Genomic DNA, 25,319 nt, shown 5'->3' with positions numbered 1-25,319 from the left:
CGCTGGGAGCCCACGCCCTATCAGCACCGCGAGCAGGAGCCGCTGCTCGACCTCCTCCACGGTTCCTTCAGCTGGATGCTCATGCCGATCGCGTGAACCACTACGAACTTTGGGGATGATGTACTAGTCCTGCTCGTGCATCACCTGGAGCGGTTCAAAAGCTCGAATACCGGGCGGCTCGTGGCGCGAATGATCCCCGAGACGATCGTGCGTGTGCACGGCGATCCGAGCCGCGAGCCCGCGGCGCCCTTGCCCGAGGGGCGCGTGCTCTTGTTGTTTCCGGATGCGGAGGCGCGTGTGCTTTCGGCGGATCTCGTGGAGGGAGGGCGCGCCGTGCTGATGGTGCCCGATGGGACGTGGGGGCAAGCGCGGCGCATTTCGCGGCGGGATCCGGACGCGGAAAAGGCTCTCCCGGTGAAGCTGCCAGAGGGCCAAACCACGCGGTTCGGGGCGCTGCGGCGCAGCGAGCGCGAGGGGACGATGTCGACGATGGAAGCGATCGCGCGGGCGCTCGGGATCCTGGAGGGGCCGGAGGTCGAGGCGCAGATGATGCAGGCCTTCGAGACGTTCCTGGAGCGGACGGTGTACGTCCGGTCGAATGCCGCGCGCGTGGCGATGGAGAATCCGCGGGGCGGGCGGTGATCAGCGAGGTTTTGCGAAGATAGAGCCCGCGGCGCGGCGGGAGAGCTTTTGCCATTTCGCGTAGGCGTCGACGGCGCGGTCGCGAATGGTGGAAGGAGGCGCATGCACACCGATCGCGTTGACGACGGCGTCGAGGACGTATCCCTCGGGGGCCATGAGCGAGCGGGTCATGAGCCACGTCTCCGAGCCCGCGGCGCGCAAGGCGGGGCCGAAATAAGGCTCGGAGTCGCAGGCCAGAACGAACGAGGGAATGGCGCGGCCGCGCTCCTCGGGGCCAGGCGTGGGTGGGAGGCGGACGCCGTCCATCAGGCGATTGTGACCCGCGTAGCCGGCGACGGAGATGCGGGCCTCGCGCTCTTTGCCGCCGTCGTGGAATCGAATACGTCCGCCGCGGGTCGCGAGGTGCCAGAAGGCTTCGACGGCGCGGTCGATGGAATCACCGTGGTAGGCGTCGAGGACGACGATCTGTTCGAGGGTTTCACCGCGTTTGCCGCCGAAAGGTTCTGCCGAGACGAGCCGGCGATAGACGACACGTTCGAGGCGCGGGCCGTCGGCGGGGACGACGTCGACGCGGGTGAAACCGCTCTTCTTGCGGTCGAAGTAGCGGCGGTGGCCAAAGGCGGCGCCCCAGTAGAGGTTCGTGTCGAGGCGGTCGGGGTCACCGGCGACATTGCTGCCGCAATCGATCTGGGCATTCGAGCAAAGAGGGACGATGACCTGGATGACGAGCGGCTCGGCCGCCTGGGCCGAGGTGGCGGCGAGGAGGATCACGGCAAGGACGAGGAGGAGGCGGAGGGGTCGAGGCATGGCGCTGTCCCCCTATCGGCGGAGCCGGGCAGAGTGTGACGAGGTCGCGTCCTACTCGTCTCGCAGGGCCGCTGCGAGGTCTGCCCAGAGCTCCTCGACATTCTCGATTCCGACGCTCAACCGAAGGAGGGATGGGGGCAGATGCTCCTGGCCGGGGATGCCTGCACGGCGTTCCATCGTCGACTCCACAGCTCCCAAGCTCGTGGCGTGATGAATGAGCCTGACCCGCGAACACACCTCGTCGGCCGCCCGAGCCTCGCCACGAACATCAAACGAGATGATGGTGCCGAAGCCCTTCAACTGTTCGCGCGCAATCGAGTGCGTCGGGTGGCTGCGAAGTCCCGGGTACCGGACCACCGCGACACGAGGGTGTGCATGCAGGCGCTCCGCGAGGATCATCGCATTGGCCTGGGCGCGTTCGAGCCTGAGCGCCATCGTGCGCGCACCACGCACCGCGAGGTAGGACTCGAGCGCGCCGGGCGTGGCTCCATTCAGCTCACGTGAGCGCCGCAAAGCCGCGCGGAGATCGTCACGTCGCACGGTGACCACCCCAGCGAGCAGGTCCGAGTGCCCACCGATGAACTTGGTTGCCGACTGGAAGGAAATGTCAGCGCCGAGCTCGAGCGGCTGCTGATTCAGGGAGGTCGCGAACGTATTGTCGACCGCCAAGAGGGCCGATGGCTTTCGGGCGGCCGAACAGATGGTGCGCACGTCGGCCACCGTCAGGAGCGGGTTCGACGGAGACTCCAGCCAAATGAGATCTGCATCCGCGCAGGCCCGCACCCACCCGTCGGTATCGTCGACGGCCAATCTGCGAAGACTCCAGAAGCCCTTCTGGTTCCCACGTTCGGCGAGCCCGACCACGCCCTGATAACAATCGTCTGGAATCACGACCTGCGCCCCAACGCGCAGTTGATCGAAGACCGCGGCGGCACCGGCCATGCCTGAGGAGAAAGCGACGGTGTGGCCTCCCTCCAGGAGTCCAACGATCTCTTCCAGCGCTTCCCACGTAGGCGTGCCGTCGTCTCGCGAGTAAGCGCGCTCGGTGCCGAGGATAAAATTCGAGGCTGGAACGGGCGGCTGATTCAGCGGCGCCCCCGGGCGTCGGTCACGTCCTGCCGCAACGAGCAGTGACTCGGCGGACGAGATCTTCGCGAGAGGTAGGTCCGTGCTCATGCTCGCATCTTTGTCCCTCACGATGTCCGTTTCAAGCCGGCGATCCTCCGCGAGGCGTCGCGCCGGGGCGCTGCCCCGGGCCCCGCGGGGGCTGTTCGCCCCTCGACCCGAACCAGGGCAAGCCCTGGACCTTTGGTGGAAGAACTGCGCTGCGCGCAGTTCTTCCAACGGGCCGCTGCGACGACGTTGCCCGTTGAAATGGCAGCGCGGCTGTCTTGAATCGGCCTGTTCGATGAACTGCGCATCACGCAGTTCATCGACCCCGAGTCCAGCGCTTGCGCAGGCCCCGGGTCCAGGGGCGGATAGCCCCGGTGGGGCCTGGGGCAAAGCCCAGCGAAGCGGCTTCGACATGAGACCAATCCTGGGAAGGTCGAGGGACCTGCGCGAACGGTTTCAAGCTTGACCCGGGAGGCCCTGGGACCTGCGGGAACGGAGCGCAACATCGATCCGGGAGGTCCTGGGACCTGCGCGAACGGAGCGCAACATCGATCCGGGAGGTCCTGGGACCTGCGCGAACGGGTTCCCACACGATCTGGGAGGTCCCGCGACCTGCGGGAACGGGGTCGAAGACCGATGACGGAGGTCGAGGGACCTGCGCGCGCGGTGGAGAGGGGGTGAAAGGCGCTGCGATGAACTGCGCATCGCGCAGTTCATCGACCCTGGGTGACCCGATCACCAGGTCCGGACCCCGTCGCCGGGTGGTTCGCAGCCGGCTAACTGCCAGCGAGCGCCCGCGCCGGATCGACTTTCGCGGCGTGACGCGCAGGACCGATGGCACCGAGGACCGAAAACAAGACGGAAAATCCCATTCCGAGGAGCCAGAGCCACCAGGGGAACGCGAAGAAGGTGTCGGGCTTGAACGGGAAGTCCGGAAGCTTCTCGGCCGCGGCCCAGTCCGCGAAGAACGCGAGGATGCGCGCGACGAGCAGGCCGAGCGCGCCCGCGAAGAAACCAACGACGGCCGCGAGCGAGACCGTCCACGCGCCGATCTCGCCCGCCGTGGCCCCGACCGCGCGGTAGAGGGCGATCTCGCCGCGACGTTCGAGGACGAGCGCGCGGAAGGTCTGCGTGATGCTCGACGCGCTGACGACGAGGACGACACCCGCGACGAGCGAGAGCAACGCCATCACGCCCGAGACGAGGACGCTGACGTCGCGCGCGCGTGTGTCCTTCGGGGACAACCCCATGCGGGTGCCCGCGTCGATGACGTCCGCGACTTCGGCGCCGGAGCGCGCCTCCACGACGGCGCTCGAATACCGCTCGGCCGCGCGTTCGCCGCCGAACTCGCGGTTCCAGCGGCGCACGACGCCGAGCGGGAACGTGAGCCCGAGGTCGGTGGCGCTGCCCGAGATGCCGACGATGCGGGCCCTGATGGTGCGAGGGCTGCCCTGCTTGGCGCGGCCGAGCAGGCTCTCGCCGAGGCGAACCGTGAAGGTGATGCCCTGCGCGCGGCTGAGAAGCGTCTCGCCGACGGCCGGGAAGCCGTGCGCAGGCGCGATGCTCTTGTCGAAGATCTCGACGAGGTAACGGCTGACGATTGCGGGTACGGGCGCGGAGCATCGGCCCTCGGCGGCGCCTTCCGCGCGCTCGCAGTACGCGCCGCCGGTGCAGGCGGCGTCGTCGGCGCAGGCGGGGCCGGGCGTGTCCATCGGATCGACGAAGAGGCCGGGCTTCACGTCGCCCGCGGCGAGCGAGGGATCGATGCCGTCGCCGGGCAGCTCGCCGGCGCCGACGTCGTGGCCGAGGATCTCGCGGCCGCCACGCGCGCTCGCGGGGAAGGCCAAGGAGAGCTTAGGCAGGACGCGCTTGACGCCGGACACGCGGCCAAGCGCGTCGACGTCGTCGGGGCGGATGCCCGTGGGCTCGCTGCCGCCGCCGAGGAGCAAGCCGAGCAGGCCCGGATCCTTGGCCTTCGGGGGCTCGAGCTCGATCCGATCGATGGGAAACACTTCGCCGAGGAGGACGGCGCGCACGCCGAGGCCAAGGGCGAGGAAAAACACGAGCGTGGCCGTGCCTGCGGTGATGCCGAAGGCGCTGCCGGCGAGGGCGCGGCGCGCGCGTGCGAGGTCGCGGCGCACGAGGCGGACCAGGGCGGCGAGCTTCATGCGGGCTCCTCGTTCGTGGCGTCCACGCGGCCTTCGTGCAGGCGGAGGATGCGGGTCGCGGCGCGCGCGAGGCGCGCTTCGTGCGTGACGGCCACGATCGTGAGGCGCTCTTCACGATGGAGCTCCTCGAAGAGCTCGATGATGCGCGCGCCCGTGCCTTCGTCGAGGTTGCCGGTGGGCTCGTCGCAGAGCAAAAGCTTCGGCTTGCGAAGGAGCGCACGCGCGATCGCCACGCGTTGTCGCTGCCCGCCCGAGAGCTCCGCGGGCGTGTCGCCGGCACGATCGGCGAGGCCGAGTCGATCGAGGAGGTGTTTTGCGCGCGCGAGGCACGCTTCCTCGTCGCCGCGTGGATCGAAGAGCGCGGGCGTCGTGACGTTCTCGATCACGGTGAGGTGATGCAGGAGGTGAAAGTGCTGGAAGACGAAGCCGATGCGCTCGCCGCGCAGACGCGCGAGGGCCGCGTCGCTCATGCGGCCGAGGTCTTCGCCGAAGAGCTCGACCTGACCCTGGTAGCCTCGATCGAGCCCGCCGATCACGGCGAGCAGGGTGCTCTTGCCCGATCCGCTCGGGCCGAGGACGCAGACGAACTCGCCCTCTTCGACGACGATCTCCACGTCCACGAGGGCCCGGCGCGCGTCGCGTCCGCCGTCGTGCACGCGGCAGAGGCTGCGGGTGCGGATGGCCGGGACGCTCACAGCGCCGTGACCGCGACGCGCTCGCGATCCACGGCGGCCTCGGCGGCGCGCACGCTCACGGCCGACGTGTCCTCGCCGTCGCGCAGCACCTCGTCCGTGAGGCCGAAGAGCCAGAGCAAGAGCTGAGGCGGCCGCAGGCGGAGATCGTCCTCCTTCACGAAGAGGCGCGCGAGGTGCTCGGCGTAGGCGCGGCAGAGGACGCGGAACGGGATGTGATCAAAGGCCTCGGCGCGGCGGCGGCTCGCGTAGGACGAGAGGAGCAGCGCGACGTAGAGGACGTCGTGGATCACCTGGAGGCGCAGGCGCGAGGTGCCCGGGTTTCGCGCGAGCGTTTCGCGGAGGAAGTGCACGTTCAGCGGGACGTGGAAGGACTCGTCGCGCGTGAGGATCGTGAGCACGTGGCGCACGGCCGGGTGACGTGCGCGGCGCAAGGCGAGGCGATAGGTCGTCGAGCCGATCGTCTCGAACATGAGGTTCGTGAGAACGATCGTCTCGATGCGCTTGGCCCGGCCGTAGAGGCGGTAAAACGTGCCGGTGACGCGGCCCATGGGGCGGACTTCGCCGCCGAGGTAGGCGAGGAACTCGGTCAAGAGCTCGCGGTGCCAGCCTTCCTCGTTGCCGTAGAGGCGCAGGCACTCGGCAAGCTCGGGATCCCAGGTGGCGATCTCGTCGGCGAGCTCGTGCGCCTGGCGCAGGCCCGACTCCTCGGCGCGGAAGGCCGCGTTGAAGAAGGCGATGGCCGCCTGCCGCTCTACCTCGGACGCCCACACGATGGGCTCACGGAGATCGAGCTTCTCTTCGTACATCCGCTCGGCCCGCCTCTTCAGCATGCCGAGCCACCACGAGGTGGGGCGCCGGAGCGGACCGCTCTCCCTGTTCTTCGTCATCGCTGCCTAGGACGGAGGGTGCCGGCGGACGATAGCGCACGGAGGTCACGCGGGCACGGGTCCGCGGAGAAGGCGAACGAGGGAGCGAAGAAGAGCGGGCTGGAACAAGAACGCACGCGTGCAACGTGGACGGCGCGCCTATGTGCTGCGGATGAGGTAGGATGGTTGTGGGTCCCGTGGCGTTCGAACAGCTCTCTCTACCGTTCGAGGGGCACCTCACCCCCACCGCGCCGGCGCGAATCCCGCGCACGCGACGGGTGTTCGTGAACCGCAATCTGAAGATGGCGGGGATCGACTGGGTGGGGTTCGACATGGACTACACCCTGGCGATCTACAACCAGGTCGAGATGGACAAGCTGTCCATCGAGGCGGTGATCCCGAAGCTCGCCAAGCGCGGCTACGACGAGGACATCCTCCGCGGGATCACCTGGCCCATCGACTTCCCGATCCGCGGGCTCTTGATCGACAAAAAAGCCGGGAACGTCCTCAAGATGGACCGCTTCAAGGTGGTCCACAAAGGCTACCACGGCCTGCGTGAGCTCACGAAAGAGGAGCTGCGCTCGCTCTACCACCAGAAGCGCGTCAAGCCGAATACCGGCCGCTACCACTTCATCGACACGCTCTACGCGCTGAGCGAGGTCGCGCTCTACACGGGCATCGTGGAGGCGTTCGAGGCGCGACGGATCGAGCTCGACTACGCGAACCTGTTCACGGACATCCGCGAGTGCATCGACGAGGCGCACCGCGACGGCTCCATCCTGGACGTGGTGCTCGGGGATCTGCCGCGGTTCATCGAGCGCGACCCCTTGCTCGCGCCGACGCTGCACAAGCTACGCTCGGCGGGCAAACGGCTGTTTTTGCTGACGAACTCGCGCTGGCCCTACACCGAGCGGATGATGACGTACCTGCTCGGCGACGCGATGCCGGAGTACCCGAGCTTCCGTCACTACTTCGACCTGATCATCGTGGCGGCGCAGAAGCCGGCGTTCTTCCAGGAGCGCAGGCCGCTCCTCGAGCGCGACGGCGACAACCTGCGGCCCGCGACGTACCCGCTCGAACGAGGCGTGATCTACGAGGGCGGCAACCTCCACGACCTCGAAGCCGCCCTCGGCATCGGCGGCGACCGGATCCTCTACGTCGGCGATCACATCTACGGCGATATTTTGAGGTCGAAGAAAGAGTCGGCCTGGCGGACGGCGATGATCATCCAGGAGATGGAGGCCGAGGTGATCGCGCACGAGATGTGCCGCGAGGAGCACCAGAAGAGCGCAGAGCTCGAGCAGCGCAGGGACGAGCTCGAGGATCAGCTCCGGTACTACCAGCAGCGGTACAAGGACCTGACGCGCAAGATCGAGGACGCGGCGCAGGCCGTGAAGAACGGGCACGGGATCACCAACGGGAGCGGGATCTCGTACGAGGCCGAGCGAGGACGAGCGAAGCGCGCCGTGGAGCGGATCCGGGGCATGCTGCGCTCCGTGGACGCGGAGGCGACGAAGCTCGAACGCGAGATCGATCAGCGCTTCCACCCCTACTGGGGCTCGCTGCTGAAGGAGTCGATCGAGCCGAGTAGCTTCGGCGATCAGGTCGAGGAGTTCGCCTGCATCTACACGTCGCGCGTGTCGAACATGCTGGCGTACTCGCCGCTTCAGTACTGGCGGAGCCCGCGCGATCTGATGCCGCACGAGCTCTGATCAGGCGTCACTGACAGCAGCGGAAGCCGGTTGAATAATCGTGGTACCGCGCGTTGTGCGCGGTGGTCTTGTAGTCGCAGCCGTCGCCGTTCTGGTGCGTGTCGAGGTAGTAGCCGCCGCGGAACGTGCCCGACTTCGAGGCGGTCCACTCGTGCAGGTTGCCGACCATGTCGAAGGCGCCGTAGCTCGACTTGCACTTCTTGTACGCGCCGCTCTTCGCGAGCGTGCCCTTCATCTGGTTGAGGCGTTCGTCGTTCATGTTCGCGAACGTGTACGCCTCCTGCGGCGGCGGGCCGCCGGCGACGCCGTAAAGCGCGTTGAACGAGGAAAAACCGCCGTCGTTGCAGACGCCGGAGACGTGATCGCTGCCGTACGGGAACGTCGTGGGCTTCTTGCCTTTGCAGGCGCCGATCCACTCGTCGTCGGCGCAGAGGCGTTTGCCCGCGTTCTTGCAGGCCTCCTCGGCCTGATCGCGGCTGATGTACGCCTGCGGGACCTTGCCCTTCTTGCTCACGGCCTTCACGCGCAGGCCGGAGACCGACTGGTACGGCGAGTGCGACTTCGTCTTGTTCTTGCCGACGATCTCGACGACGTGCGCCTCGTACGTGTCGATGCAGTACTTGTCGGCCACGCGCACCATGCCCTCGGCGCACTTCTTCCCCTTCGCCTCCGCCTCCGAAGGCGCCGGCAAGGTCGCCGCGAGAAGCGCGACGGCCGCGAGGCCAAGAGCCTGAGGAGAGCGGAAAAAGACGATGGGCTTCATGGCGCCACGAAGGACGAGCGAGCCGCCTCGTCGACTCATACCGAAAGCTTCCGGCGAGGGCAAATCCGCCGTGGCCGCTTGGACGGGCCTCGGTTTTCGGTCAACCTCTGCCGCCCATGCAGGCGCCCCTTCCGATCGCCAGGATCCGTACGAGCCCCGAGGACTTCGTCGTCGAGGAGATCCCCGCGTACGCGCCGAGCGGCAAGGGCGAGCACCTCTACGTCACCCTGCGCAAGACCGGAAAAAACACGCCCGACGTGGCGCGGGATCTCGCGCGTTCCCTCGGCGCCGATCCGCGCGGCACGGGCTGGGCCGGAATGAAGGACCGGCACGCAATCACCACGCAGACGATCTCGATCCAGGTGCCGATCGCGGAGGACGCGGAGGCGAAGCTCGCCCAGATGTCGCTGCCGGGCGTGGAGATCCTCGGCGCGGCCCGGCACGGGAACAAGCTGAAGCCGGGGCACCTCGTGGGGAACCGGTTCACGATCACGCTGCGAGGTCTCGCGCAGGACGACGCCGCCCGCGTGGGGGAGCGGCTCGCGGAGGCAGGGCGCGTGGGGGTGCCGAACTCGTTTGGACCGCAACGGTTCGGGCGCGACGGTCAGAACCCGGCGCGGGCGCTTGCCTGGCTGCGCGGGGAGGAGCGGGGGCCGCGGGATCGGCGCGAGCAGCGGCTTTTGTTCTCGGCCCTGCAGTCGATGTTGTTCAACGAGGTGCTCGGGCGGCGGGTCGAGGCCGGGACCTGGGCCGCCGTGCTGCCGGGGGATCTCGCGAAAAAGCACGACTCCGGCGGGATCTTCGCCGTCCCCGCCGAGGGGCGAGATCTCGACGACGCGAAGGCGCGGGCCGAGGCCGGGGCCATCTCGGCGACGGGGCCGATGTTCGGCGCGAAGATGCGCTGGCCCGAGGGCACGCCGCGAGACATCGAGCGCGAGGTGCTCGCCACGGTGCTGCCCGATGCGAGCCGGCTCGAAGCCTTCCGCGCCCTCGGCGAGGGCACCCGGCGGCCGCTGCGGCTCATGGTCGCCGACATGCTGGTGCGTCCGATTGACGCATCCGGCGGGCTCACCGTTTCTTTTGTGCTACCGAAGGGTGGCTACGCCACAACGGTCCTCGCCACCGCTTGTCAGATCGTTGATGCAACCTCACGCGCCAGCGACGCGGACGGTGGCGATGAAGGCGACGAGTCCTCCTCCGAGCCTTCCGATTCCGCTTAGCGCCACTTCGCGCCCGCCTCGAAGCTCGTCGAGAGGGCGTGTGAACCAGATCAAAAGCCCGGGCTGCAAGGGCCCACGACGACGGAAAGGCACAACCGGAAGATGAATCTCATCGAGTGGCTGCAGCGCATCATGGTCGGCTTCGGCGCTGCCTGGGTCATGTGGCTCATGATCGGGCTCTCCGTGGTGAGCGTCGCGATCATCCTCGAGCGCGCCTGGTTCTTCTGGTCGCTGCGGGACGACGTGGTCGTGCTGGCACGGGACCTGCGGAATACGCTGAAGGACTCGATCGAGGCCGCGCAGAAGCGCATGGAAGCCTCGCCCTCGGCCGAGGCGGCCGTCGTGAAGGCAGGCCTCGTCGAGGCCGATCGCGGGCCGAAGGCCGCCGAAGAGGCGATGGCCGGCGCGCTCGCCCTCCAGCGCATGAAGCTCGAGCGGCGCCTCGCGTACCTCGGTACCCTCGGCAACAACGCTCCGTTCATCGGCCTCTTCGGCACCGTCATCGGCGTCGTCGGCGCGTTCGACGCGCTCGGCAAGGCCGCCGAGAAGCCGATGGCGCAGGCAGCCTCCGCGGCGATGGCCCCGCAGCAGGTCATGTCGAGCATCGCCGAAGCGCTCGTCGCCACGGCCGTCGGCCTCGCGGTCGCCATCCCGGCCGTCGCCGCGAACAACTACTTCCAGCGCCTCATCCGCTCGACGATCGCGAACACGGATGCGCTGACGCGTGTCCTGCTCGCGCACCTGCACGGCGAGAAGGAGAGCGCCATCGAAGAGGCCGCCTCTGACATCGCCCTCGCCGTGGCCGCGAAGAAGACCGAGGCGGCGAAGCCCGCGAAGACGAACGGCGCGCAGAACAAGAAGGCGGCGAAGAAGGGCGAGGACGAGGAAGAGTCCAGCGAGGAGAACGGCTGATGGCCGCGTCGAGCTCGAACAACGAGGACAACATGGTCGAGGGGATCAACGTCACCCCCCTCGTCGACATCACCCTCGTGCTCCTCATCATCTTCATGGTGACGGCGAAGATCATCGTGTCGCAGGCCCTGCCGCTCGACCTGCCGAAGGCCGCGTCGGGGCAAGAAGTGCAGATGGTCTTCAGCGTCGAGCTCCGCGCGAACGGGGACATGGTCATCGACGGCCAGAAGCTGCCGAACGACGACGCCGTGCTCCCGCGAGCGAAGGAGGCGCAGGCGAAGACGCCCGATCTGCGCGCCGTCATCCGCGCGGAGCAGACGGTCCAGCATGGCCGTGTGCTTCACGCGCTCGATCTCTTGAAGCGCGCCGGGATCACGAAGATCGCCTTCGGCGTGACGCCCGTGCCCGCCGAGGACGGCAAAGCGGCCCCGGCCCCGCCGCCCACGCCCGTGACGCCGTGATAATTTCGCTCGAAACTCGAGGGGCTCCGTAAGGCCACGCGGAGCTCCACGCCCGGACCTTGGAGATAGATTGATCATGAGCTCGGCGGCGAACAGAGTCGTGATGGGGGGAGGCCAGTTCCACCACACCGCCGAGCGCGACCGTGATCCGCTCGCGCCCGTCGTCGCGCTCGGTGATCGCGCGGCGAAAACGGGCACGGCGATCGGGCTCGTGCTCGCGCTGCTTTCGCACGGCTACGCCTCCGCGCGCGCGATGACCGCCCTGTTCGACATGCGGCGCGCGGTCGTGGAGATGCGTCAGGGTCTGCACGAGTTCTTCTGGACCGAGTACGACATCGACCTGACGCCGAAGAACGAAGACAAACCCAAGCCCGAGGAAAAACCCCCGGAGCCCGAGCCGGAGCCCGAGGCGCCGCCGCCTGTGCCCGCGCCGAAGGCCGAGAAGGCGCCGGAAGAAGAGGTCCCCGACAAGGATCCGGAGCCGCCGCCGCCGCCCTCGCAGGCCGCGAAGGTGCTCACGCAGGAGCCGGACGAAGAAGAGCCCGTGGACATGACGGGGCAAGGCTTCGTGAGCGGCGAAGGGACCGGACCGAGCTACGGGATGGTGAGCGCGGCGGGGACCGGAAAGGTCCCGACGTACAACAAGGGCGCGTCGCTCGATGGGAAAGAGGGCGGCACGGGCACGGGGAAAGGCGGGCCACCGCCCGCGCCCGCGGGGCCGGATCTGTCGAAGGCCGCGAACCTCGCCGGTAGCTCGGCCTGGGATTGCCCCTTCCCGCCCGAGGCCGACGCCGAGCAGATCGATCAGGCCGTGGTGTCGATCATCATCACGGTGCGTTCGGACGGGTCGCCGCAGTCCGTGAAGGTCGTGAACGATCCGGGCTACGGTTTCGGCCGCGCCGCGCGCCTCTGCGCCCTGTCGAGGCGGTACACGCCGGCGCTCGACCGGACCGGGACCCCGATAACAGCCGCGACGCCGCCGATCCGCGTGCGCTTCACGCGCTGACCACGATCACGCGCGGACCATGATCGGCCGCGGCCGAGTCGCCGCGCTTCCTTTCCGCGCGGCGCCTCATTATCCTCCGCGGACACGTGGACGTCGCCGAACGCATCGAGAAGCTCAGCAAGGTGCCCCTGTTCGAGGGGCTCACCACCCAGGCGCTCGAGCTGATCTCGCGCGTCGCAAACGAAGAGTCCCACGCGCTCGGGACGAAGATCTTCCAGCACGGAGATCCGGGCGACAAGCTCTACATCATCCTCGAAGGCAAGGTGCGCATCAGCCGCGAGGTGCCCGGCATGGGCGAGGAAGCGCTCGCGGTGCTCGGGCCCGGCTCGGTGTTCGGCGAGATGAGCCTGCTCGACGAGGCGCCCCGCTCGGCCGACGCGCGCGTCCACGAGCGCTGTCGCTTGCTCACGGTGCCCAAGGACGCCTTCGAGGACCTCCTGTTCCTGCACAAGGATCTCGCCTACGAAGTGCTCTGGAGCTTCGTCCGGATGCTGACGCAACGGCTCCGCGAGACGAACGACAAGCTCACGTTCCTCACGGTCACGGGCAAATTCTGAAGGCACGGGCGCGAGTTTCGCGCCTTGGACTTCCGTCCTGCGAGGCGGGTCGTGTAGTGTCTGCCCGAGACACCATGGTAGCCACGAAGCACCTCGCCCTCGTTTTTGCTCTCGCCCTGTCGGGCGTCGCCGCGGCCTGCGGCGGCGGTTCGACGCCTGCGCCCGACACCGCCAACGATCAGAAGACGGACGGGTCCGCGACCGACAAGCCCGCCGAGACGGGCGGCGCGACCGACGCGAAGCCCGAAGGCGACGCGAAGCCCGCCGGCGACGCGAAGCCCGCGGAGACGGGCACGGGCGGGACGGCCGCGACGCCGCCGGCCGCCTCGGGCAAACCGTCGACGAACATCCGCCAGAGCCAGATGCTCGAGGACATCAAGAAGATCGGCCTCGCCCCGGACAAGCTCGCCGACCTGCCGAAGATCGGCCTCGCGCAGAAGAAGAAGCTGATGCCGCTCTTCCAGAAGGCGCTCGGCTACAAGGACTGCAACGGCTGCCACGTCGAGGGCGACTTCAAGGCCGAGACGCGCAACATCAAGATCACGCGCGGCATGTGGAAGAACTTCGTCGTCGCGCTGCGCGACGAGAAGGGCGGCGCGGTCTTCTGCGACACGTGCCACGACGGCAACGAGCACAACCTCAATCACTCCGACAAGAAGGCGCTCGAGAAGTTCATGGACGAGCAGTACGAGGACAAGCTCACGCGCGCCGACAAGAAGGACATGGAGTGCGGCACCTGCCACGGTGATCCCTTCGAGGGCGACATCATCACGAAGGTCTGGGGCATCGCGAAGAAGTAGCGCTCGCCCGCAAGCGCTGTTTTCTCCCGGCCTTTCCGCCCTCTCCACCCCTCCCCGCTCCGCAAGGGCCACCTCGCGTGGCCGGCTCCCGCTTTCGTACTAAAGAGACGCCGCATGTGCGGTGTGTTCGGCATCTATGGCCACCCCGAGGCCGCCAACATCACCTACCTCGGGCTGCACGCGCTGCAGCACCGAGGTCAGGAGGCGGCGGGAATCGTCACGAGCGACGGGGAGCGGCTCACGCCGCACCGGTCGATGGGCCTCGTGCAAGCAGGATTCTCCCCGACGGATCTCGCGGCGCTGCGCGGCGACCGGGCGATCGGCCACGTGCGGTACTCGACCGCCGGCGGTTCGCACATCCGCAACGCACAACCCTTCGCGGTGGACTACGCGCGCGGGTCGGTCGCGGTCGGACACAACGGGAACCTGACGAACTACGAGGCGCTGCGGGATCGGCTGGAGGCGCGCGGGAGCATCTTCCAGAGCGCGAGCGACACCGAGGTGATCGTGCACCTCATCGCCGCGAGCACGCAGGCGACGGTGGAGAGCCGCATCTCCGAGGCGCTCGGGCAGGTCGAAGGTGCCTACTCGATCCTGTTCCTCACGGAGCGCGAGCTCATCGCCGTGCGGGATCCGATGGGCTTCCGCCCACTTTGCATGGGTCGCCTGTCGCACGGCGGAGTCGATGCGGTGGTGATCGCCAGCGAGCCGACGGCGTTCGATCTGATCGGCGCGACGTACGTGCGGGACATCGAGCCGGGCGAGATGGTGATCGTGGACGCGACCGGGACGCGATCGCTGAGGCCCTTCGCCCCGCGGACGCGGAAGCTCTGCATCTTCGAGCACGTGTACTTCGCGCGGCCCGACTCGCTCATCGAAGGCGCGAGCGTGTACGAGGTGCGCAAGGCGCTCGGCCGCAAGCTCGCCGAGGAGTCGCCCGTTCCGGGCGGGAATGACGCGGGGGACGTCGTCGTGGTGCCCGTGCCCGACTCGGGGGTGCCCGCGGCAATCGGTTTTGCGGAGCGCGCCGGCGCGCCCTTCGAGATGGGCTTGATCCGCAGCCACTACGTGGGCCGAACGTTCATCGAGCCGCAGCAGTCGATCCGGCACTTCGGGGTGCGGCTGAAGCTCTCGCCGAACCGCGCGGCGCTCGCAAACAAGCGCGTCGTGATCGTGGACGACTCGATCGTCCGGGGCACGACGAGTCGGAAGATCGTGAAGATGGTGCGCGACGCCGGGGCACGCGAGGTGCACCTGCGGATCTCGAGCCCGCCGACGCGCTGGCCCTGTTTCTACGGGATCGATACGCCGACGCGCGCCGAGCTCATCGCAGCCACGCACACCGAGGGCGAAATCTGCAAGTACGTGACCGCGGACTCGCTCGGATACCTGTCGCTCGAAGGGCTCGTCACGTCGGTGCGCAACATCGAGCGTGTGGCATCCCCGAACGGGCCGACCTCGCCCAGCAGCGGGGAGGCGGCCGAGAACGGATACTGCGCCGCCTGCTTCTCGGGCACCTACCCGGTGCCGTTCAACCCGAACCCGAAATCGAGGCACCTCCGGCTCGTACACGGCTAACGCGCACAACGCGTTGACGGCGCCCGTGCATGCCGAACAATGGTCACCCCATGACGGATCGCCCCTCGAGCTCGAGCGCAGCCCCGCACGATCTGTTCGCCCACGCGCCCGATCGGGTGTCGCTCTACGAGGTGAGCCCGCGCGACGGTCTGCAGAACGAGGCGGTCGTCGTCCCGCTCGAAGCGAAGAAGCAGCTCGTCGCGGCGCTCGTGGCGTCCGGCGTGAAGCGGCTCGAGATCACGAGCTTCGTGTCGCCGAAGTGGGTGCCGCAGCTCGCCGACGCCGAGGATCTGGCGCGCGAGATGCGGCCACCCGAGGGCGTGACGTTCAGCGCGCTCTGCCCGAACGCAAAGGGTCTCGAGCGCGCGCTCGCCACAGGGCTCGGCGAGATCGCGGTGTTCATGAGCGCGAGCGAGACGCACAACCAGAAGAACATCAACAAGTCGATCGATCGGACGCTGGGGGTGTTCTCGGAGATCGTGCCGCCGGCAATCGAGGCAGGCCTGCGCGTGCGCGGGTACGTGTCGACAGTGTGGGGATGTCCATACGAGGGCCCGGTGTCCGCGGAGCGGAGCGTCGAGATCACGAAGAAGCTGCTGGAACTCGGCTGCTACCAGGTGTCGCTGGGCGATACGATCGGCGTGGGGACGCCGAAGCAGACACGCGACATCGTGTTGCGTTGTCTCGACGCGATGCGAGTGGATCAGTTCGCGCTGCACCTGCACGACACACGCGGGACGGCGCTCGCGAACATCTTGGTGGGGCTCGAGCTCGGAGTGCGGGACTTCGACGCGTCGGTGGGAGGTCTCGGAGGTTGTCCGTACGCGCCAGGCGCCGCGGGGAACGTGGCAACGGAGGACCTCGTGTACATGCTGCACGGGATGGGAATCGAGACGGGGATCGATCTCGACAAACTCATCGAGGCGGGCAACGTGGCCGAGCGGGTGCTCGGTCGGCCGCTGCCAGGCAAGGTGCACAAAGCCGGCGCGTTCCGGCGTCGGCCGAGCTGACCTCGGGCCGCTGCGCTGGGGCGTTGCCCCAGGCCCCACCAGGGGCTATCCGCCCCTGGACCCGGACCAGCGCAAGCGCTGGACCCAGGGTCGATGAACTGCGCGATGCGCAGTTCATCGAACAGGCCGAGGCAAGACCAGGAGCGACGCTGCCAACCGAGAGCGCCGCGACGTGTCGACCGGCAACGTTGTCGCTCGTCTTGCCACCGGCTCGTGGTAGAACCGCGCATCGCGCGGTTCTTCCAACCCGAGTCCAGGGCTTGCCCTGGTTCGGGTCGAGGGGCGGATAGCCCCCGCGGGGTCCGGGGCGGCGCCCCGGCGCGGCGGCCCAAGCATCGCGCTAAGGCACGATGCAGCCGAGCCGTGTGAAGAACACGTGCTGCTGGCCTTCGCGGTCGTCGCGGAAGAGGATGCCGACGTTGCCGTCGGGGCCGAACGTGGCGATCGGGTAGATGCTGTCCTTCTTGCCGAACGTGACGCGTTGCTCGGTGCCGGAAGGGTTTAGGTTCCCGTCGAGCATGAGCGCGTAGAGCTCGTAGCCGTCGTTCTGGTCGCGATCGTCGGCGTAGACGAGCAGCACGCGGTCGCCGAGGGCCTTGATGCTCGGGTAACGCGAGCGGAAGGAGCCGGGGTTCGTGAGTGCCTTCGGCTCGACGAGGATGTTGCCGTCCTCGTCGACGACGGCGCCGTAGATCGCCTTGGGGTTCGCCGTCTTGTCGAACCATGCGACGACGTACCGATCCTGGTTCCAGGCGATCGTGGGGTAGACCGAGTCGCTGGTGCCCTGCGTCAGGGAGACGGCCGCCGATCGCGGCGTGAGATCCTGGTTGAAGACCTGGAACTGGATGAAGTGCTGGAGCGCGTCGCCGGGCGCCCATGCGACGCCGATCGAGGAGAGGCCGGCCGCCATTTGCGGCGCTTCGTTGCCCACGTTGAAGGCCTGCGTGAGCTTGACGTTGCCGCCGATCGGCGCGCCGTCGATGGAGAGGCGCTGCGCGTAGAGGTCGAAGAGGCCCTCACGCTCGTCTTGCCACGCGACGATGAACTCGCCGCCGGTCCAGCCGAGCGAGACGTTGATCGAAAAACCCTCGGCGAAGGAGAGGCGTGTGTCGGGCAGGACCTTCGCGCCGCTCTCGTCGAGCAGCGTGAAGTACACCTCGTAGTCGCCGCTGCGACGATCCTGCCACGCGATGCCGTACCGATCGCCGACCCACACGATCGGGCCGCCGGCGTTGTCGCCGTTCTGGAAGACGATCGGCGCCTCGGGGCCGAGCGGCACGCCGGTCGGCGCGAGCATGTTGAGGCGCATCGAGAAGCCGGAGACGGTGCCCGTGTACGCCGCCGCGTACGAGGTGCCGCTCCACGCGAGGCCGCCGGGGCCCGCGGGCGCGATGTCGCCTGAGAGGCGGATGGGCTCGTTGAGGAGCGGGATGTACGTGGCGCCGTCGTCGACGACGCCGTTGCAGTCGTTGTCGACGCCGTCGCAGACCTCGGTACCGCCCGGATACGCGAGCTCGCTCTTGTCGTCGCAGTCGTCGCCGCACGCGTTCGGATCACCCGGCAGCGTGCCGGGCCGCGGGCCGCGGAAGCCGTCGCCGTCGTTGTCACGCGTGGCGACCTCGTACGTGCACTGCCCCGTCTTCGGGACGCACGCGTCGTCGGTGCACGGATCGTTGTCGTCGCAAACGATGGGCGGGAGGTTGATGCAGAGACCGCCGTTTCGCGGGGCGCCTGCCTCTGCACCTGCCGCGAGGTCGCAGTAGACGGGCTCGCAGAGGTTCTTGTGGCCGGGACAATCCGAGTCGACGAAACAAGGGGGCTGAGGCGGGCCGACATCGAGCGGCGTACGCGCGCCGCAGCCGCCCGCCACGATCCCCGCGGCCACGAACATGCCCGAGAGCGCGGCGAGTGAGAGTCCGATCAGGCTTCGTCCGCCGCGCGCCTTCCGCAAACGCTTCACAGGCATCCGCCGAACCCTTCGACGTCGATCGGCTCGCACACGAGCCCGGACGGGCAGCCATCGTTGCCATCGAGCGGACAGAGCTGCACACACTGCGTGCCGGAGCCGGTCACGACGCAGGCAAACCCCGCCGCGCACCAGAGGCCCGTGTTGCTGCCGCACGGATCACCTTGCACGCCGGAGCCCGCGGGCGCGCAGAACGCGCCGTAGACCTCCTGGCCGCAGGGTTCGCTCGGGTATGAGACGAAAATGAAGCACCCGTCGCCGGGGAAACAGCCGCTGTTCAGTTGATCGAAGGGATCACACTGGAAGTCCTCGATCGGCGGCGGCGTGGAGGGGCAGCCGGGATCGATGTACTCGTCGAACGCGTCCTTGCCCGCGTCCCAGATGGGGCCTGTTGCGGTGCTGCTCGACGAGTCCCCACCCTCGCCGCCGCCTCCGCCCTGGCCCTCCGTCTCCCGCACGATCGAGCTGCCGCACCCGCCGAGACCCGCGGCCGGGACGATGAGGCCAAGCGCGGCGGCCACCAAGATAAGCCGCTTCTGCATGCCCGAAGCGTAACCGAATTTTTTCGCGCGCGCCGCGAGGGAGAGGAGGATCCGGCGCAGAAAAGGTCACTTGCGGGTGACGGTGACCTTCTGGATGACGGGCGGGGTTTCCGGCTTCTCGCGGACCACGGGAACGGAGGCGATCTTGTGCACGACGTCCACCGGCGCGCATTCGCCGAAGATCGTGTAGCCGCCGTCGAGGTGGAACGCCGCCTCGTCCGTGATGAAGAACTGCGCGCTGTTCGTATTCGGCCCGCGGTTCGCCATGCACAGGAGGCCGGGACGATCGTGGTTCGCGTCCTCCCAGACCTCGTCCGGGATGACGTATCCGGCCTCGCCCGAGCCGTTCTTCTTGGCGTCGCCGCCCTGGATCATGAAGCCCTTGATGATGCGGTGGAAGATCGTGCCGTCGTAGGCGGGCTTCTTCTCCCACTTGCCTTCGGGCGTCTTCCACGGGCGAACGCCGCGCGCGAGGCCGACGAAGTTGGCGACGGTGATGGGCGCCTTGTCCTCGAAGAGCGTGCACTCGAGACTGCCCTGATCCGTCTCGATCGTGGCCACGAGGCTCTTGCCCGCGGGCAGGCCTTTCGTGGCGTCGGCGAGGGTCCACTTGCCCTTGACCGGATCGTCCTCGCTCGGCTTGACCTCGGCGACGGGCTTGGCCGAGACCTTCTTCTTCGTGGGCTTCGGCAACTGGATGCGCGGCCGGGCGCTCTTCTCGGGCTGGCCGGGCGCTTCCTTGTTCTGGGTCTGGGCCTCGGTCTTGCGTTCGGGGGCCGCCGTGGGCTCGGGAGGGCTCGACTCACAGCCGCTCGCGAAGGCGGTGACGACCAGGGCAGAAGCCGCGGCGAAGGCGGTGAAAGCAGGGCTTTGGATCGCGGGAAGTTTCATAGGAGGTCTTTCCCTTGCGGCGAGGCGCGGCGAAGGTCAAGCGCCGGCTCGCATCGTGCTACGAAGGGGCCCGAGCCATGGCCGTCACGAAGCTCAGCATCGCCCTGTCGCTCGGGTTCCTGGTCGTCGCCTGCGAGCCGCGCGTGGAGGAGCCGGTACCGCCCCCGCACGACGCGCGCCCCGAGCCGATCGGGCAAGAAGCCCAGGCCTCGGAAAATCGCCCCTCGAAGACGCGGTGCATCCACCCGACCGAGGACAAACCCAAGCGCACGCTCGCGCAGACGGGCCCCGATCCGGCGTGTCCGCCCGACGATCTCGCCAAGCCGCCCGTGCTGCGCGAGGGCAAGGTGGTGTTCGCCGACGCGAAGGACGAGACGGTCACCGTGGAGATCGCGCAGCGTGATCACGAGCGCGCCCGCGGGCTCATGTACCGCAAACACATGGACGAGCAGCGCGGGATGATCTTCGTCTTCGATCGGAACGAGGTGCACCAGTTCTGGATGCACAACACATGCATCCCGCTCGACATGCTGTTCGTGGATGCGGACGGGACGATCGTGGGGATCGAGGAAAACACGCCGACGATGAACGACTCGACGTTCTCGGTGCCGTGCCCGTCGCGTTACGTGATCGAGGTGAACGCGGGGTACTGCCGGCGGCACGGGGTGCGCGCCGGCCAGAAGGTTCGTCTCGAAGGGATCGCGGGCTAGCTGCAGGAGTTCGCGCCGTCACAGCGCACGTAGCAGTCGTTGCAGATCACGCACGAGGCGTACTGGTTGAAGAGGTCCGCCCCGGTCGGGTAGGCCGACTCGCAGTTCGTGTAGCAGGCCGTGTCGCCATCCGTGCACCCGTCGATGCACGTGACGAAGTCACCACAATCGAGGCTGTCGGCGCAGGCCGCGAACTCGGACGTGCAGAGGCCGTCGGCGGTGTTGCGCGAACACTCGGAGCACGTGGAGCAGTCGGCCGTGGTCATGTCGCAGGTGGTCATGGCGACGCCGCCGCCGCTGCCGCCGCTGCCGCCGCCGCCCGAACCGCTACTGCTCGAACTCGATCCGGGTCCTGGACCCCCCCAGTCATCGCCTCCCTCGCCGCCCCCGCCGCCGACGCCGCCGGTCGAGCCTTTGGCGCAAGCGAACACGTTGAGCGCGAGAAACGAGCAAGCGACGGCGAAGATCGAACGCGCGGACATCATGAATCCTCCTGCCGCGCGATGGGGCGCGGCGCCGGGGTATCGACGAGCCATCGTCGCACGAATTCGAGGAAAAAAGGACGCAGGGGCAAGGCGCGCGACGCCTTTCGAGGCCGACGCAAGGCGCGGGTCTTGGCACGCTTTTGTTGGTTTCGGTATACGAGGAATGCGTGGTTGCTTTCGTCGTTCCACATGAGCCAGTCCCTCCCGTCGACGCGCTGAAAGACGGGCTCGCCGCGCTCGCGGAGAAGGCGCGCGACAAGGTGCGCCCGAATGATCTCGAGGCTCGCGATCCGCGCTTCATCGAGCGCGCGATGCCGCTGCTCGGGATGCTCTACGACCACTACTTCCGCGCCGAGACCGAGCTCGAAGAGCCGTTCGCTCCCGGTCCCGCGCTCGTGGTCGGCAACCACAACGCGATGACCGGGACGCCGGACATGTTCTGTCACATGCTCGCGTTCTGGAGGCTTTACTCGCCCGCGCGTGTCTCGTACGGGCTGATGCACGACGTGCCGTTCCGCTTCCCCGGCGCGGGCGCGTGGCTGAACGCCGCGGGCGCGATCGCGGCGAACCCCGACAACGCGGCGCGCGCGCTCGATCGAGGCGCGGCGGTGCTCGTGTTCCCGGGCGGCGACATCGACGCGTGCAAGCCGTTCTCGCGACGGTACGAGATCGAGTTCGGCAAGCGCCGCGGCTTCGTGCGCACGGCGCTCAGGCACCAGGTGCCGATCGTGCCCGTGGTGAGCGTGGGCGCGCATCACTCGCTCTACATCTGGACCGACGGGCGGCGCATCGCGGAGGCGCTCAAGCTGCCGATGCTCGCGCGATCGAACGTGGCGCCGCTCGGCGTGGCGCTGCCGTGGGGGATCATCGCGGGAATCCCGCTGCCGCATCTGCCGCCGCCCGTGAAGATCCACACGCGGATCCTCGCTCCGATCCGCAGCGATCTACCGCCCTCCGCGGCCGACGATCCCGACGCGGTGGAGGATCTTTTCGAACGCGTACGAAGCGCGATGCAGCGGACGATGAACGATCTGAAGCAGCAAGGCCGCCACGGCTTGTTCCCGGCCTCATGAAGACGCTCGCGCCGCTCGTCGCGCTCTCGATCGTGGCCGTCGCTTCCCCGGCGAGCGCGGTGGCCGTGGGCGGCGCGACGCCGTCGCCGGTGGTGCACGAGGATTACGTGATCGTGAGCCACGACGAGGCGAGCGGTCGTGAGCACGTGCTCTTCGCCGCGCGCCTCGCGCCCGCCGCGCCGCGCGTGCTCCTCGGCTTGCCGACGCCGAGCACGCCGACGATCGAGCCGCGCCCGTTGCTCGATCCCGCCGCGCTCGTGCACGCGCTCGTCGAGCCGTACGAGCGACGCACCCGCGGCCGCGCGCCGGCGCCTCCGGCCGCGTGGGTGATGGATCGATCGACGCTCTCGGGCTTCGTCGTCGGCCCCTCCGCGGGCGAGCAGCCGTTCGACGCCGCGTGGACGAAGAGCTACGTCGATCGGAATTTTTCGTTCGCCGTGCTCGACGTGGTCACGCCGCCGGGAAGCTCGCTGGAGATCATGACGCCGGCCGCGCACGTCTCGTTCGACACGCCCCGCGTGATCCTCGCGCGTCGCGAGCCGCCGCGCGCGGAGCCACCTCCGGACGAAGCGCAGGAAGGCGCGGTGCTCCCGCTCGTGGTGGAGTCGGTGCGGGCCGAGCCAAAGGCCGTGGCGCCGAGCAGCGAGGTGATCGCGCGTATCCTGCGCGCGCGGAGCGGGCCGATCCTCGATTGCTACGAGCGTTTCCTCGAACATCGCCCCGAGGCTACGAAGGTGACGATCGAGGCTTCGATCCGGCCGAAAGGCGACACGGCTTCGTTGCGCTCCCCGGGCGAGCGTGACGGCGATGAGACGACACGCGAGCTCGCGAGGTGTGTCGTGACGATCCTCCGCGCGCGGCAGTTCCCGCGGACGGACGAGGGCTGGAAGTTCTCCGCGGATCTCGCGTTCAAGCCGCCACGCACGCCCGCGCGCCGCACGCACGTCGTGCTCGTCGGGCCCTCGCGGTACGTGTGGAAAGATCCGCCCGCATCGGCGCGCCTGCTGCACGATTTCGAGGCCAGACCGGAGGATGTCGCGCGTGCCATGACGCCTGATCTACGCCGCGCGCTCGGGCTTCCCGAAGGCAAACGCCTGTGGATCTCGCACTGGCTCGACCGGGACGTGCGGCGCGCGCTCGCCGAGGACGCGCTCTTCGATCGCGAGGCTCTACCCGCGGACGGCGAGCCGGGCACGCTCTCGGCGCCCACGCAGAAGCCGCCCGAGATTCGTCCCACGGCGGAAACCGCACGCGAAAAACCGCGCGCACGTTCACGCGGCAAGCGCACCCGCGGCGTCCTCGTCGCGGCCACGGCGCTCCTGTTCACGGTCGCCCTCGCTCTCTGGCTCGCGCGGGACGAACGTCCTTCGGCGTGAAGCGCGTTGCCCCTTGCGCTCGCCCACGCCGGCATCCATGGATTTCCGAGGAGGCCTCCATGAACGTCGTGATCAAGTACTGCCACGTCTGAAACTACAAGCCCCGGGCCGTGAGTTTCGCGGCCGCCATCAAGGATGCGTTCGACGTCGACAGCAAGCTCGAGATCGGCAAGCCCAGTCAGTTCGACGTGATCGTCGACGGCGAGCTGATCTTCTCGAAGCAGTCGGCAGGCCGTTTCCCGGAGATCCAGGAGGTGCTCGACGCCATGTCGAAGCGCGCGGCCGGCTGACCGCCGCGAGCGACAAACCGGCCGCAGCTTGACGGCCGTGCGTCGATGAGGTCCCCTGTCCTGGATGCGCCGCTCCCTCGCGCTTCCCTTCCCTGCCCTGCTGCTCCTCGCGCTCGCCGGGTGCGGCGATCTCGACACCTTCGTCCCGGATATCCCGGGGTTCAGCGGTCCGGCGGGCGTCGTCGAAGGAACGCTGACCTACACGGGCCCGCCGCCGTGCACAGAGAAGGGCCACATCGTCGGCGCGGCCATCGTGCTCGCCTTCGACAAGCGCCTCTTGCCGCCGCCCTCGGGCCTCGGCACGGGCGCCGCGAGCCTCGACGCGATCCCGGGGGACGTGCTCTTCGCGAGCATCCGCGACAAACTCGTCTTCGACAAAGACGGCGCGCTCCGCTGCCCCGATCCTTCGGCGCCGAACATCACCGCGAGCGGGACGTGGACAATCGCGCCGCTGAGCGGCGGGACGTACCAGTTCCGCGGGTTTTACGATCGCGACGGCGACTTCAACCCGGCTTTCTCGATCTCGAATCTGCCGACAGCGGGCGACGTGGGCGGCGGCGCGATCGACAACGCGGCCGAGGTGCTCATGGGCGCGGCGCCAGCGTACACGGAGGTCAACATCGGCGAGCCCGACGGCAAGGGAAACCTCGTGATCCCGCCGGTCGGCGTGCACGTGCTCGGCGTCGGCGTGACGCTCGGGCAGGTGCTGCCGCTCGAACGACCCGTGTTCTACCCGTCGGCCGTGAACGACAGCGTCGCGGGCAACACCGATCCGCACAAGGTCGTGGTGCCGTCGGACTTCGAGTTCGCCACGTTCCCCCCGAACGACGCGTCCTTCATCCGCATCACGTTCTCGGCAGGCGTCGATCCAACCGAGATCGACGCAGCCGCAGTCACGCCGTTTTTCCTACCCGTGAAGGATCCGGCCGCGACGCTCTACATGGCGGTCGAGGACGTGAACGGCGACGGCCTGCTCAACAACGAGGATCACGTGGTCGAGTCGGCAAACGTGCCGCAGCTCTACCCGACGTCCGTGTTCTCGAAGATCAACGCGCCACGGCTCGCGAACGACAAGCGCATCGAGACGCAAGCGCGGCCGCGCGTGATCATGCAGGGGCTGACGCTCTTGAAGAACCTGCTGCTCACGGCGACGAAGCTGCCGCCCGCAATGCCCGATCCGATGAACCCGCCGTTCCAGTCGATGGAGTCCGAGGTGACGGTCGCGGTGCGGCCGGCAGCGATCTGCATCGATCCGGTCGATACGTCGAAGAACGGCGTGTTCGTGCTGAGCCGCAAGACGGCCGCGGACGGGACAGCGATCATCGCCGATGAAGAGGCGTTGAAGCAGAGCCTCGCGGCGCGCTTCGGGCGCCCATTCGACATCGTCTACGGTTGTCTGCCGGAAGGGCAGTACTCGATGAACCTCGTCTATCCGACGGGACAGGCGTGGAGCGTGCCGAACGAGGCCGGCATCTGTGCACTCGCCGAGCCGCAGACGTCCGACGGCAAGACGTGCAAGGCCGTGACGAACTCGCGCCCGAGGCTCGTGTCGCAAGACGCGATGCTGATCGTGGGCGCGCCAAAGGACGACGCGTACTGCAAGGCGAATCCGACGCCCTCGGCGTGTACCGGGCTTTGAGAGCGTAGCGCCGGGGTTTCACCCCGGGCCCGACCAG

The 25,319-nt window shown here is 68.4% G+C and carries 24 protein-coding genes and 1 pseudogene; 15 read left to right on the top strand and 10 right to left on the bottom strand.

Going from position 1 to position 25,319, the window contains the following annotated elements:
* The first annotated feature begins 135 nt into the window (after positions 1 to 135).
* Complete coding sequence (locus KEG38_RS35265; protein ID WP_272424712.1) at positions 136 to 642, top strand: DTW domain-containing protein; 507 nt, start codon at positions 136 to 138, stop codon at positions 640 to 642.
* Here KEG38_RS35265 and KEG38_RS35260 read toward each other — a convergent pair whose 3' ends face one another.
* The 5 genes from KEG38_RS35260 to KEG38_RS35240 all read right to left on the bottom strand — a co-directional run bounded on the left by KEG38_RS35260 (position 643) and on the right by KEG38_RS35240 (position 6,312).
* Positions 643 to 1,449, bottom strand: coding sequence for a hypothetical protein (locus KEG38_RS35260; protein ID WP_272424710.1), 807 nt, complete (start codon positions 1,447 to 1,449; stop codon positions 643 to 645).
* A 51-nt stretch (positions 1,450 to 1,500) separates the two neighbouring features.
* Positions 1,501 to 2,625 carry a trans-sulfuration enzyme family protein gene (locus tag KEG38_RS35255; RefSeq protein WP_272424718.1) on the bottom strand — a complete coding sequence of 375 codons (1,125 nt, stop codon included), beginning with the start codon at positions 2,623 to 2,625 and terminating at the stop codon, positions 1,501 to 1,503.
* A 713-nt stretch (positions 2,626 to 3,338) separates the two neighbouring features.
* Positions 3,339 to 4,730 carry an ABC transporter permease gene (locus KEG38_RS35250; RefSeq protein WP_272424709.1) on the bottom strand — a complete coding sequence of 464 codons (1,392 nt, stop codon included), beginning with the start codon at positions 4,728 to 4,730 and terminating at the stop codon, positions 3,339 to 3,341.
* On the bottom strand, positions 4,727 to 5,425 hold the full coding sequence (locus KEG38_RS35245) for an ABC transporter ATP-binding protein (RefSeq protein WP_272424708.1): 699 nt from the start codon (positions 5,423 to 5,425) through the stop codon (positions 4,727 to 4,729). The genes KEG38_RS35250 and KEG38_RS35245 overlap by 4 nt, the downstream gene beginning before the upstream one ends.
* Entirely contained in the window at positions 5,422 to 6,312 is an 891-nt protein-coding gene (locus KEG38_RS35240) for a ferritin-like domain-containing protein (RefSeq protein WP_272424707.1), read from the bottom strand. The genes KEG38_RS35245 and KEG38_RS35240 overlap by 4 nt, the downstream gene beginning before the upstream one ends.
* 176 nt (positions 6,313 to 6,488) lie before the next feature.
* Between KEG38_RS35240 and KEG38_RS35235 the strand changes: the two genes are divergently transcribed.
* Positions 6,489 to 8,003: an HAD-IG family 5'-nucleotidase gene (locus KEG38_RS35235; protein WP_272424706.1), complete on the top strand. Its 1,515-nt coding sequence runs from the start codon at positions 6,489 to 6,491 to the stop codon at positions 8,001 to 8,003.
* Between the two features lie 7 nt (positions 8,004 to 8,010).
* On the opposite strand, the gene KEG38_RS35230 is transcribed toward KEG38_RS35235, so the two are convergent.
* Positions 8,011 to 8,805, bottom strand: coding sequence for an SUMF1/EgtB/PvdO family nonheme iron enzyme (locus tag KEG38_RS35230; RefSeq protein ID WP_272424703.1), 795 nt, complete (start codon positions 8,803 to 8,805; stop codon positions 8,011 to 8,013).
* A 77-nt stretch (positions 8,806 to 8,882) separates the two neighbouring features.
* On the opposite strand from KEG38_RS35230, the gene truD reads away from it, so the two are divergent.
* The 8 genes from truD (at position 8,883) to KEG38_RS35190 (ending at position 16,310) form a co-directional block, all read left to right on the top strand.
* Positions 8,883 to 9,986 (top strand): tRNA pseudouridine(13) synthase TruD, encoded by a 1,104-nt coding sequence (gene truD, locus KEG38_RS35225; protein WP_272424701.1) that lies wholly within the window; start codon positions 8,883 to 8,885, stop codon positions 9,984 to 9,986.
* 102 nt (positions 9,987 to 10,088) lie between these two features.
* Entirely contained in the window at positions 10,089 to 10,898 is an 810-nt protein-coding gene (locus tag KEG38_RS35220; RefSeq protein WP_272424699.1) for a MotA/TolQ/ExbB proton channel family protein, read from the top strand.
* Positions 10,898 to 11,359, top strand: coding sequence for an ExbD/TolR family protein (locus tag KEG38_RS35215; RefSeq protein ID WP_272424698.1), 462 nt, complete (start codon positions 10,898 to 10,900; stop codon positions 11,357 to 11,359). Before KEG38_RS35220 ends, KEG38_RS35215 begins: the two co-directional genes overlap by 1 nt.
* Positions 11,360 to 11,435: 76 nt before the next feature.
* A complete protein-coding gene (locus KEG38_RS35210; protein WP_272424696.1) occupies positions 11,436 to 12,365 on the top strand; it encodes an energy transducer TonB in 930 nt (309 codons plus the stop codon).
* 86 nt (positions 12,366 to 12,451) lie between these two features.
* The gene (locus KEG38_RS35205) at positions 12,452 to 12,922 is read left to right on the top strand and encodes a cyclic nucleotide-binding domain-containing protein (protein WP_136933370.1); all 471 of its coding nucleotides are present in this window, start codon (positions 12,452 to 12,454) and stop codon (positions 12,920 to 12,922) included.
* Between the two features lie 74 nt (positions 12,923 to 12,996).
* Positions 12,997 to 13,722 (top strand): cytochrome c3 family protein, encoded by a 726-nt coding sequence (locus KEG38_RS35200; protein ID WP_272424693.1) that lies wholly within the window; start codon positions 12,997 to 12,999, stop codon positions 13,720 to 13,722.
* A 114-nt stretch (positions 13,723 to 13,836) separates the two neighbouring features.
* Positions 13,837 to 15,300 carry an amidophosphoribosyltransferase gene (purF, locus tag KEG38_RS35195; RefSeq protein WP_272424691.1) on the top strand — a complete coding sequence of 488 codons (1,464 nt, stop codon included), beginning with the start codon at positions 13,837 to 13,839 and terminating at the stop codon, positions 15,298 to 15,300.
* Between the two features lie 50 nt (positions 15,301 to 15,350).
* The gene (locus KEG38_RS35190; RefSeq protein WP_272424689.1) at positions 15,351 to 16,310 is read left to right on the top strand and encodes a hydroxymethylglutaryl-CoA lyase; all 960 of its coding nucleotides are present in this window, start codon (positions 15,351 to 15,353) and stop codon (positions 16,308 to 16,310) included.
* Between the two features lie 340 nt (positions 16,311 to 16,650).
* On the opposite strand, the gene KEG38_RS35185 is transcribed toward KEG38_RS35190, so the two are convergent.
* The 3 genes from KEG38_RS35185 to KEG38_RS35175 form a co-directional block, all read right to left on the bottom strand.
* A complete protein-coding gene (locus KEG38_RS35185; protein ID WP_272424687.1) occupies positions 16,651 to 18,276 on the bottom strand; it encodes a putative metal-binding motif-containing protein in 1,626 nt (541 codons plus the stop codon).
* Positions 18,267 to 18,818 (bottom strand): hypothetical protein, encoded by a 552-nt coding sequence (locus tag KEG38_RS35180; protein WP_272424686.1) that lies wholly within the window; start codon positions 18,816 to 18,818, stop codon positions 18,267 to 18,269. Before KEG38_RS35180 ends, KEG38_RS35185 begins: the two co-directional genes overlap by 10 nt.
* A 66-nt stretch (positions 18,819 to 18,884) precedes the next feature.
* A complete protein-coding gene (locus KEG38_RS35175; RefSeq protein WP_272424684.1) occupies positions 18,885 to 19,709 on the bottom strand; it encodes a peptidylprolyl isomerase in 825 nt (274 codons plus the stop codon).
* Between the two features lie 77 nt (positions 19,710 to 19,786).
* Between KEG38_RS35175 and KEG38_RS35170 the strand changes: the two genes are divergently transcribed.
* Complete coding sequence (locus tag KEG38_RS35170) at positions 19,787 to 20,419, top strand: DUF192 domain-containing protein (protein ID WP_272424683.1); 633 nt, start codon at positions 19,787 to 19,789, stop codon at positions 20,417 to 20,419.
* Here KEG38_RS35170 and KEG38_RS35165 read toward each other — a convergent pair.
* Entirely contained in the window at positions 20,416 to 20,904 is a 489-nt protein-coding gene (locus tag KEG38_RS35165) for a hypothetical protein (protein ID WP_272424682.1), read from the bottom strand. The genes KEG38_RS35170 and KEG38_RS35165 overlap by 4 nt on opposite strands.
* A gap of 167 nt (positions 20,905 to 21,071) precedes the next feature.
* On the opposite strand from KEG38_RS35165, the gene KEG38_RS35160 reads away from it, so the two are divergent.
* From KEG38_RS35160 to KEG38_RS35145, 4 genes and pseudogenes are all read left to right on the top strand, one after another.
* Positions 21,072 to 21,977 carry a lysophospholipid acyltransferase family protein gene (locus tag KEG38_RS35160; protein ID WP_272424681.1) on the top strand — a complete coding sequence of 302 codons (906 nt, stop codon included), beginning with the start codon at positions 21,072 to 21,074 and terminating at the stop codon, positions 21,975 to 21,977.
* Positions 21,974 to 23,353, top strand: coding sequence for a hypothetical protein (locus tag KEG38_RS35155; RefSeq protein WP_272424680.1), 1,380 nt, complete (start codon positions 21,974 to 21,976; stop codon positions 23,351 to 23,353). Before KEG38_RS35160 ends, KEG38_RS35155 begins: the two co-directional genes overlap by 4 nt.
* Before the next feature lie 104 nt (positions 23,354 to 23,457).
* Positions 23,458 to 23,643 (top strand): annotated as a pseudogene (locus KEG38_RS35150) (Rdx family protein); the annotation flags it as partial.
* A 64-nt stretch (positions 23,644 to 23,707) separates the two neighbouring features.
* Complete coding sequence (locus tag KEG38_RS35145; protein ID WP_272424678.1) at positions 23,708 to 25,282, top strand: hypothetical protein; 1,575 nt, start codon at positions 23,708 to 23,710, stop codon at positions 25,280 to 25,282.
* Positions 25,283 to 25,319 lie beyond the last annotated feature (37 nt).

Origin of the sequence: Polyangium jinanense (genome assembly GCF_028435265.1) — a bacterium.
Taxonomy (GTDB): domain Bacteria; phylum Myxococcota_A; class Polyangia; order Polyangiales; family Polyangiaceae; genus Polyangium; species Polyangium jinanense.
This window is presented reverse-complemented; position numbering and strand designations above follow the sequence as displayed.

Coding starts and splice junctions, on each gene's coding strand:
- KEG38_RS35145 (WP_272424678.1), top strand. CDS start 23,708: ATGCGCCGCTCCCTCGCGCTTCCCTTCCCTGCCCTGCTGCTCCTCGCG.
- KEG38_RS35250 (WP_272424709.1), bottom strand. CDS start 4,730: ATGAAGCTCGCCGCCCTGGTCCGCCTCGTGCGCCGCGACCTCGCACGC.
- KEG38_RS35215 (WP_272424698.1), top strand. CDS start 10,898: ATGGCCGCGTCGAGCTCGAACAACGAGGACAACATGGTCGAGGGGATC.
- KEG38_RS35255 (WP_272424718.1), bottom strand. CDS start 2,625: ATGAGCACGGACCTACCTCTCGCGAAGATCTCGTCCGCCGAGTCACTG.
- KEG38_RS35175 (WP_272424684.1), bottom strand. CDS start 19,709: ATGAAACTTCCCGCGATCCAAAGCCCTGCTTTCACCGCCTTCGCCGCG.
- KEG38_RS35220 (WP_272424699.1), top strand. CDS start 10,089: ATGAATCTCATCGAGTGGCTGCAGCGCATCATGGTCGGCTTCGGCGCT.
- KEG38_RS35240 (WP_272424707.1), bottom strand. CDS start 6,312: ATGACGAAGAACAGGGAGAGCGGTCCGCTCCGGCGCCCCACCTCGTGG.
- truD (WP_272424701.1), top strand. CDS start 8,883: ATGCAGGCGCCCCTTCCGATCGCCAGGATCCGTACGAGCCCCGAGGAC.
- KEG38_RS35180 (WP_272424686.1), bottom strand. CDS start 18,818: ATGCAGAAGCGGCTTATCTTGGTGGCCGCCGCGCTTGGCCTCATCGTC.
- KEG38_RS35165 (WP_272424682.1), bottom strand. CDS start 20,904: ATGATGTCCGCGCGTTCGATCTTCGCCGTCGCTTGCTCGTTTCTCGCG.
- KEG38_RS35185 (WP_272424687.1), bottom strand. CDS start 18,276: ATGCCTGTGAAGCGTTTGCGGAAGGCGCGCGGCGGACGAAGCCTGATC.
- KEG38_RS35155 (WP_272424680.1), top strand. CDS start 21,974: ATGAAGACGCTCGCGCCGCTCGTCGCGCTCTCGATCGTGGCCGTCGCT.
- KEG38_RS35230 (WP_272424703.1), bottom strand. CDS start 8,805: ATGAGTCGACGAGGCGGCTCGCTCGTCCTTCGTGGCGCCATGAAGCCC.
- KEG38_RS35200 (WP_272424693.1), top strand. CDS start 12,997: ATGGTAGCCACGAAGCACCTCGCCCTCGTTTTTGCTCTCGCCCTGTCG.
- KEG38_RS35170 (WP_272424683.1), top strand. CDS start 19,787: ATGGCCGTCACGAAGCTCAGCATCGCCCTGTCGCTCGGGTTCCTGGTC.
- KEG38_RS35260 (WP_272424710.1), bottom strand. CDS start 1,449: ATGCCTCGACCCCTCCGCCTCCTCCTCGTCCTTGCCGTGATCCTCCTC.
- KEG38_RS35190 (WP_272424689.1), top strand. CDS start 15,351: ATGACGGATCGCCCCTCGAGCTCGAGCGCAGCCCCGCACGATCTGTTC.
- purF (WP_272424691.1), top strand. CDS start 13,837: ATGTGCGGTGTGTTCGGCATCTATGGCCACCCCGAGGCCGCCAACATC.
- KEG38_RS35210 (WP_272424696.1), top strand. CDS start 11,436: ATGAGCTCGGCGGCGAACAGAGTCGTGATGGGGGGAGGCCAGTTCCAC.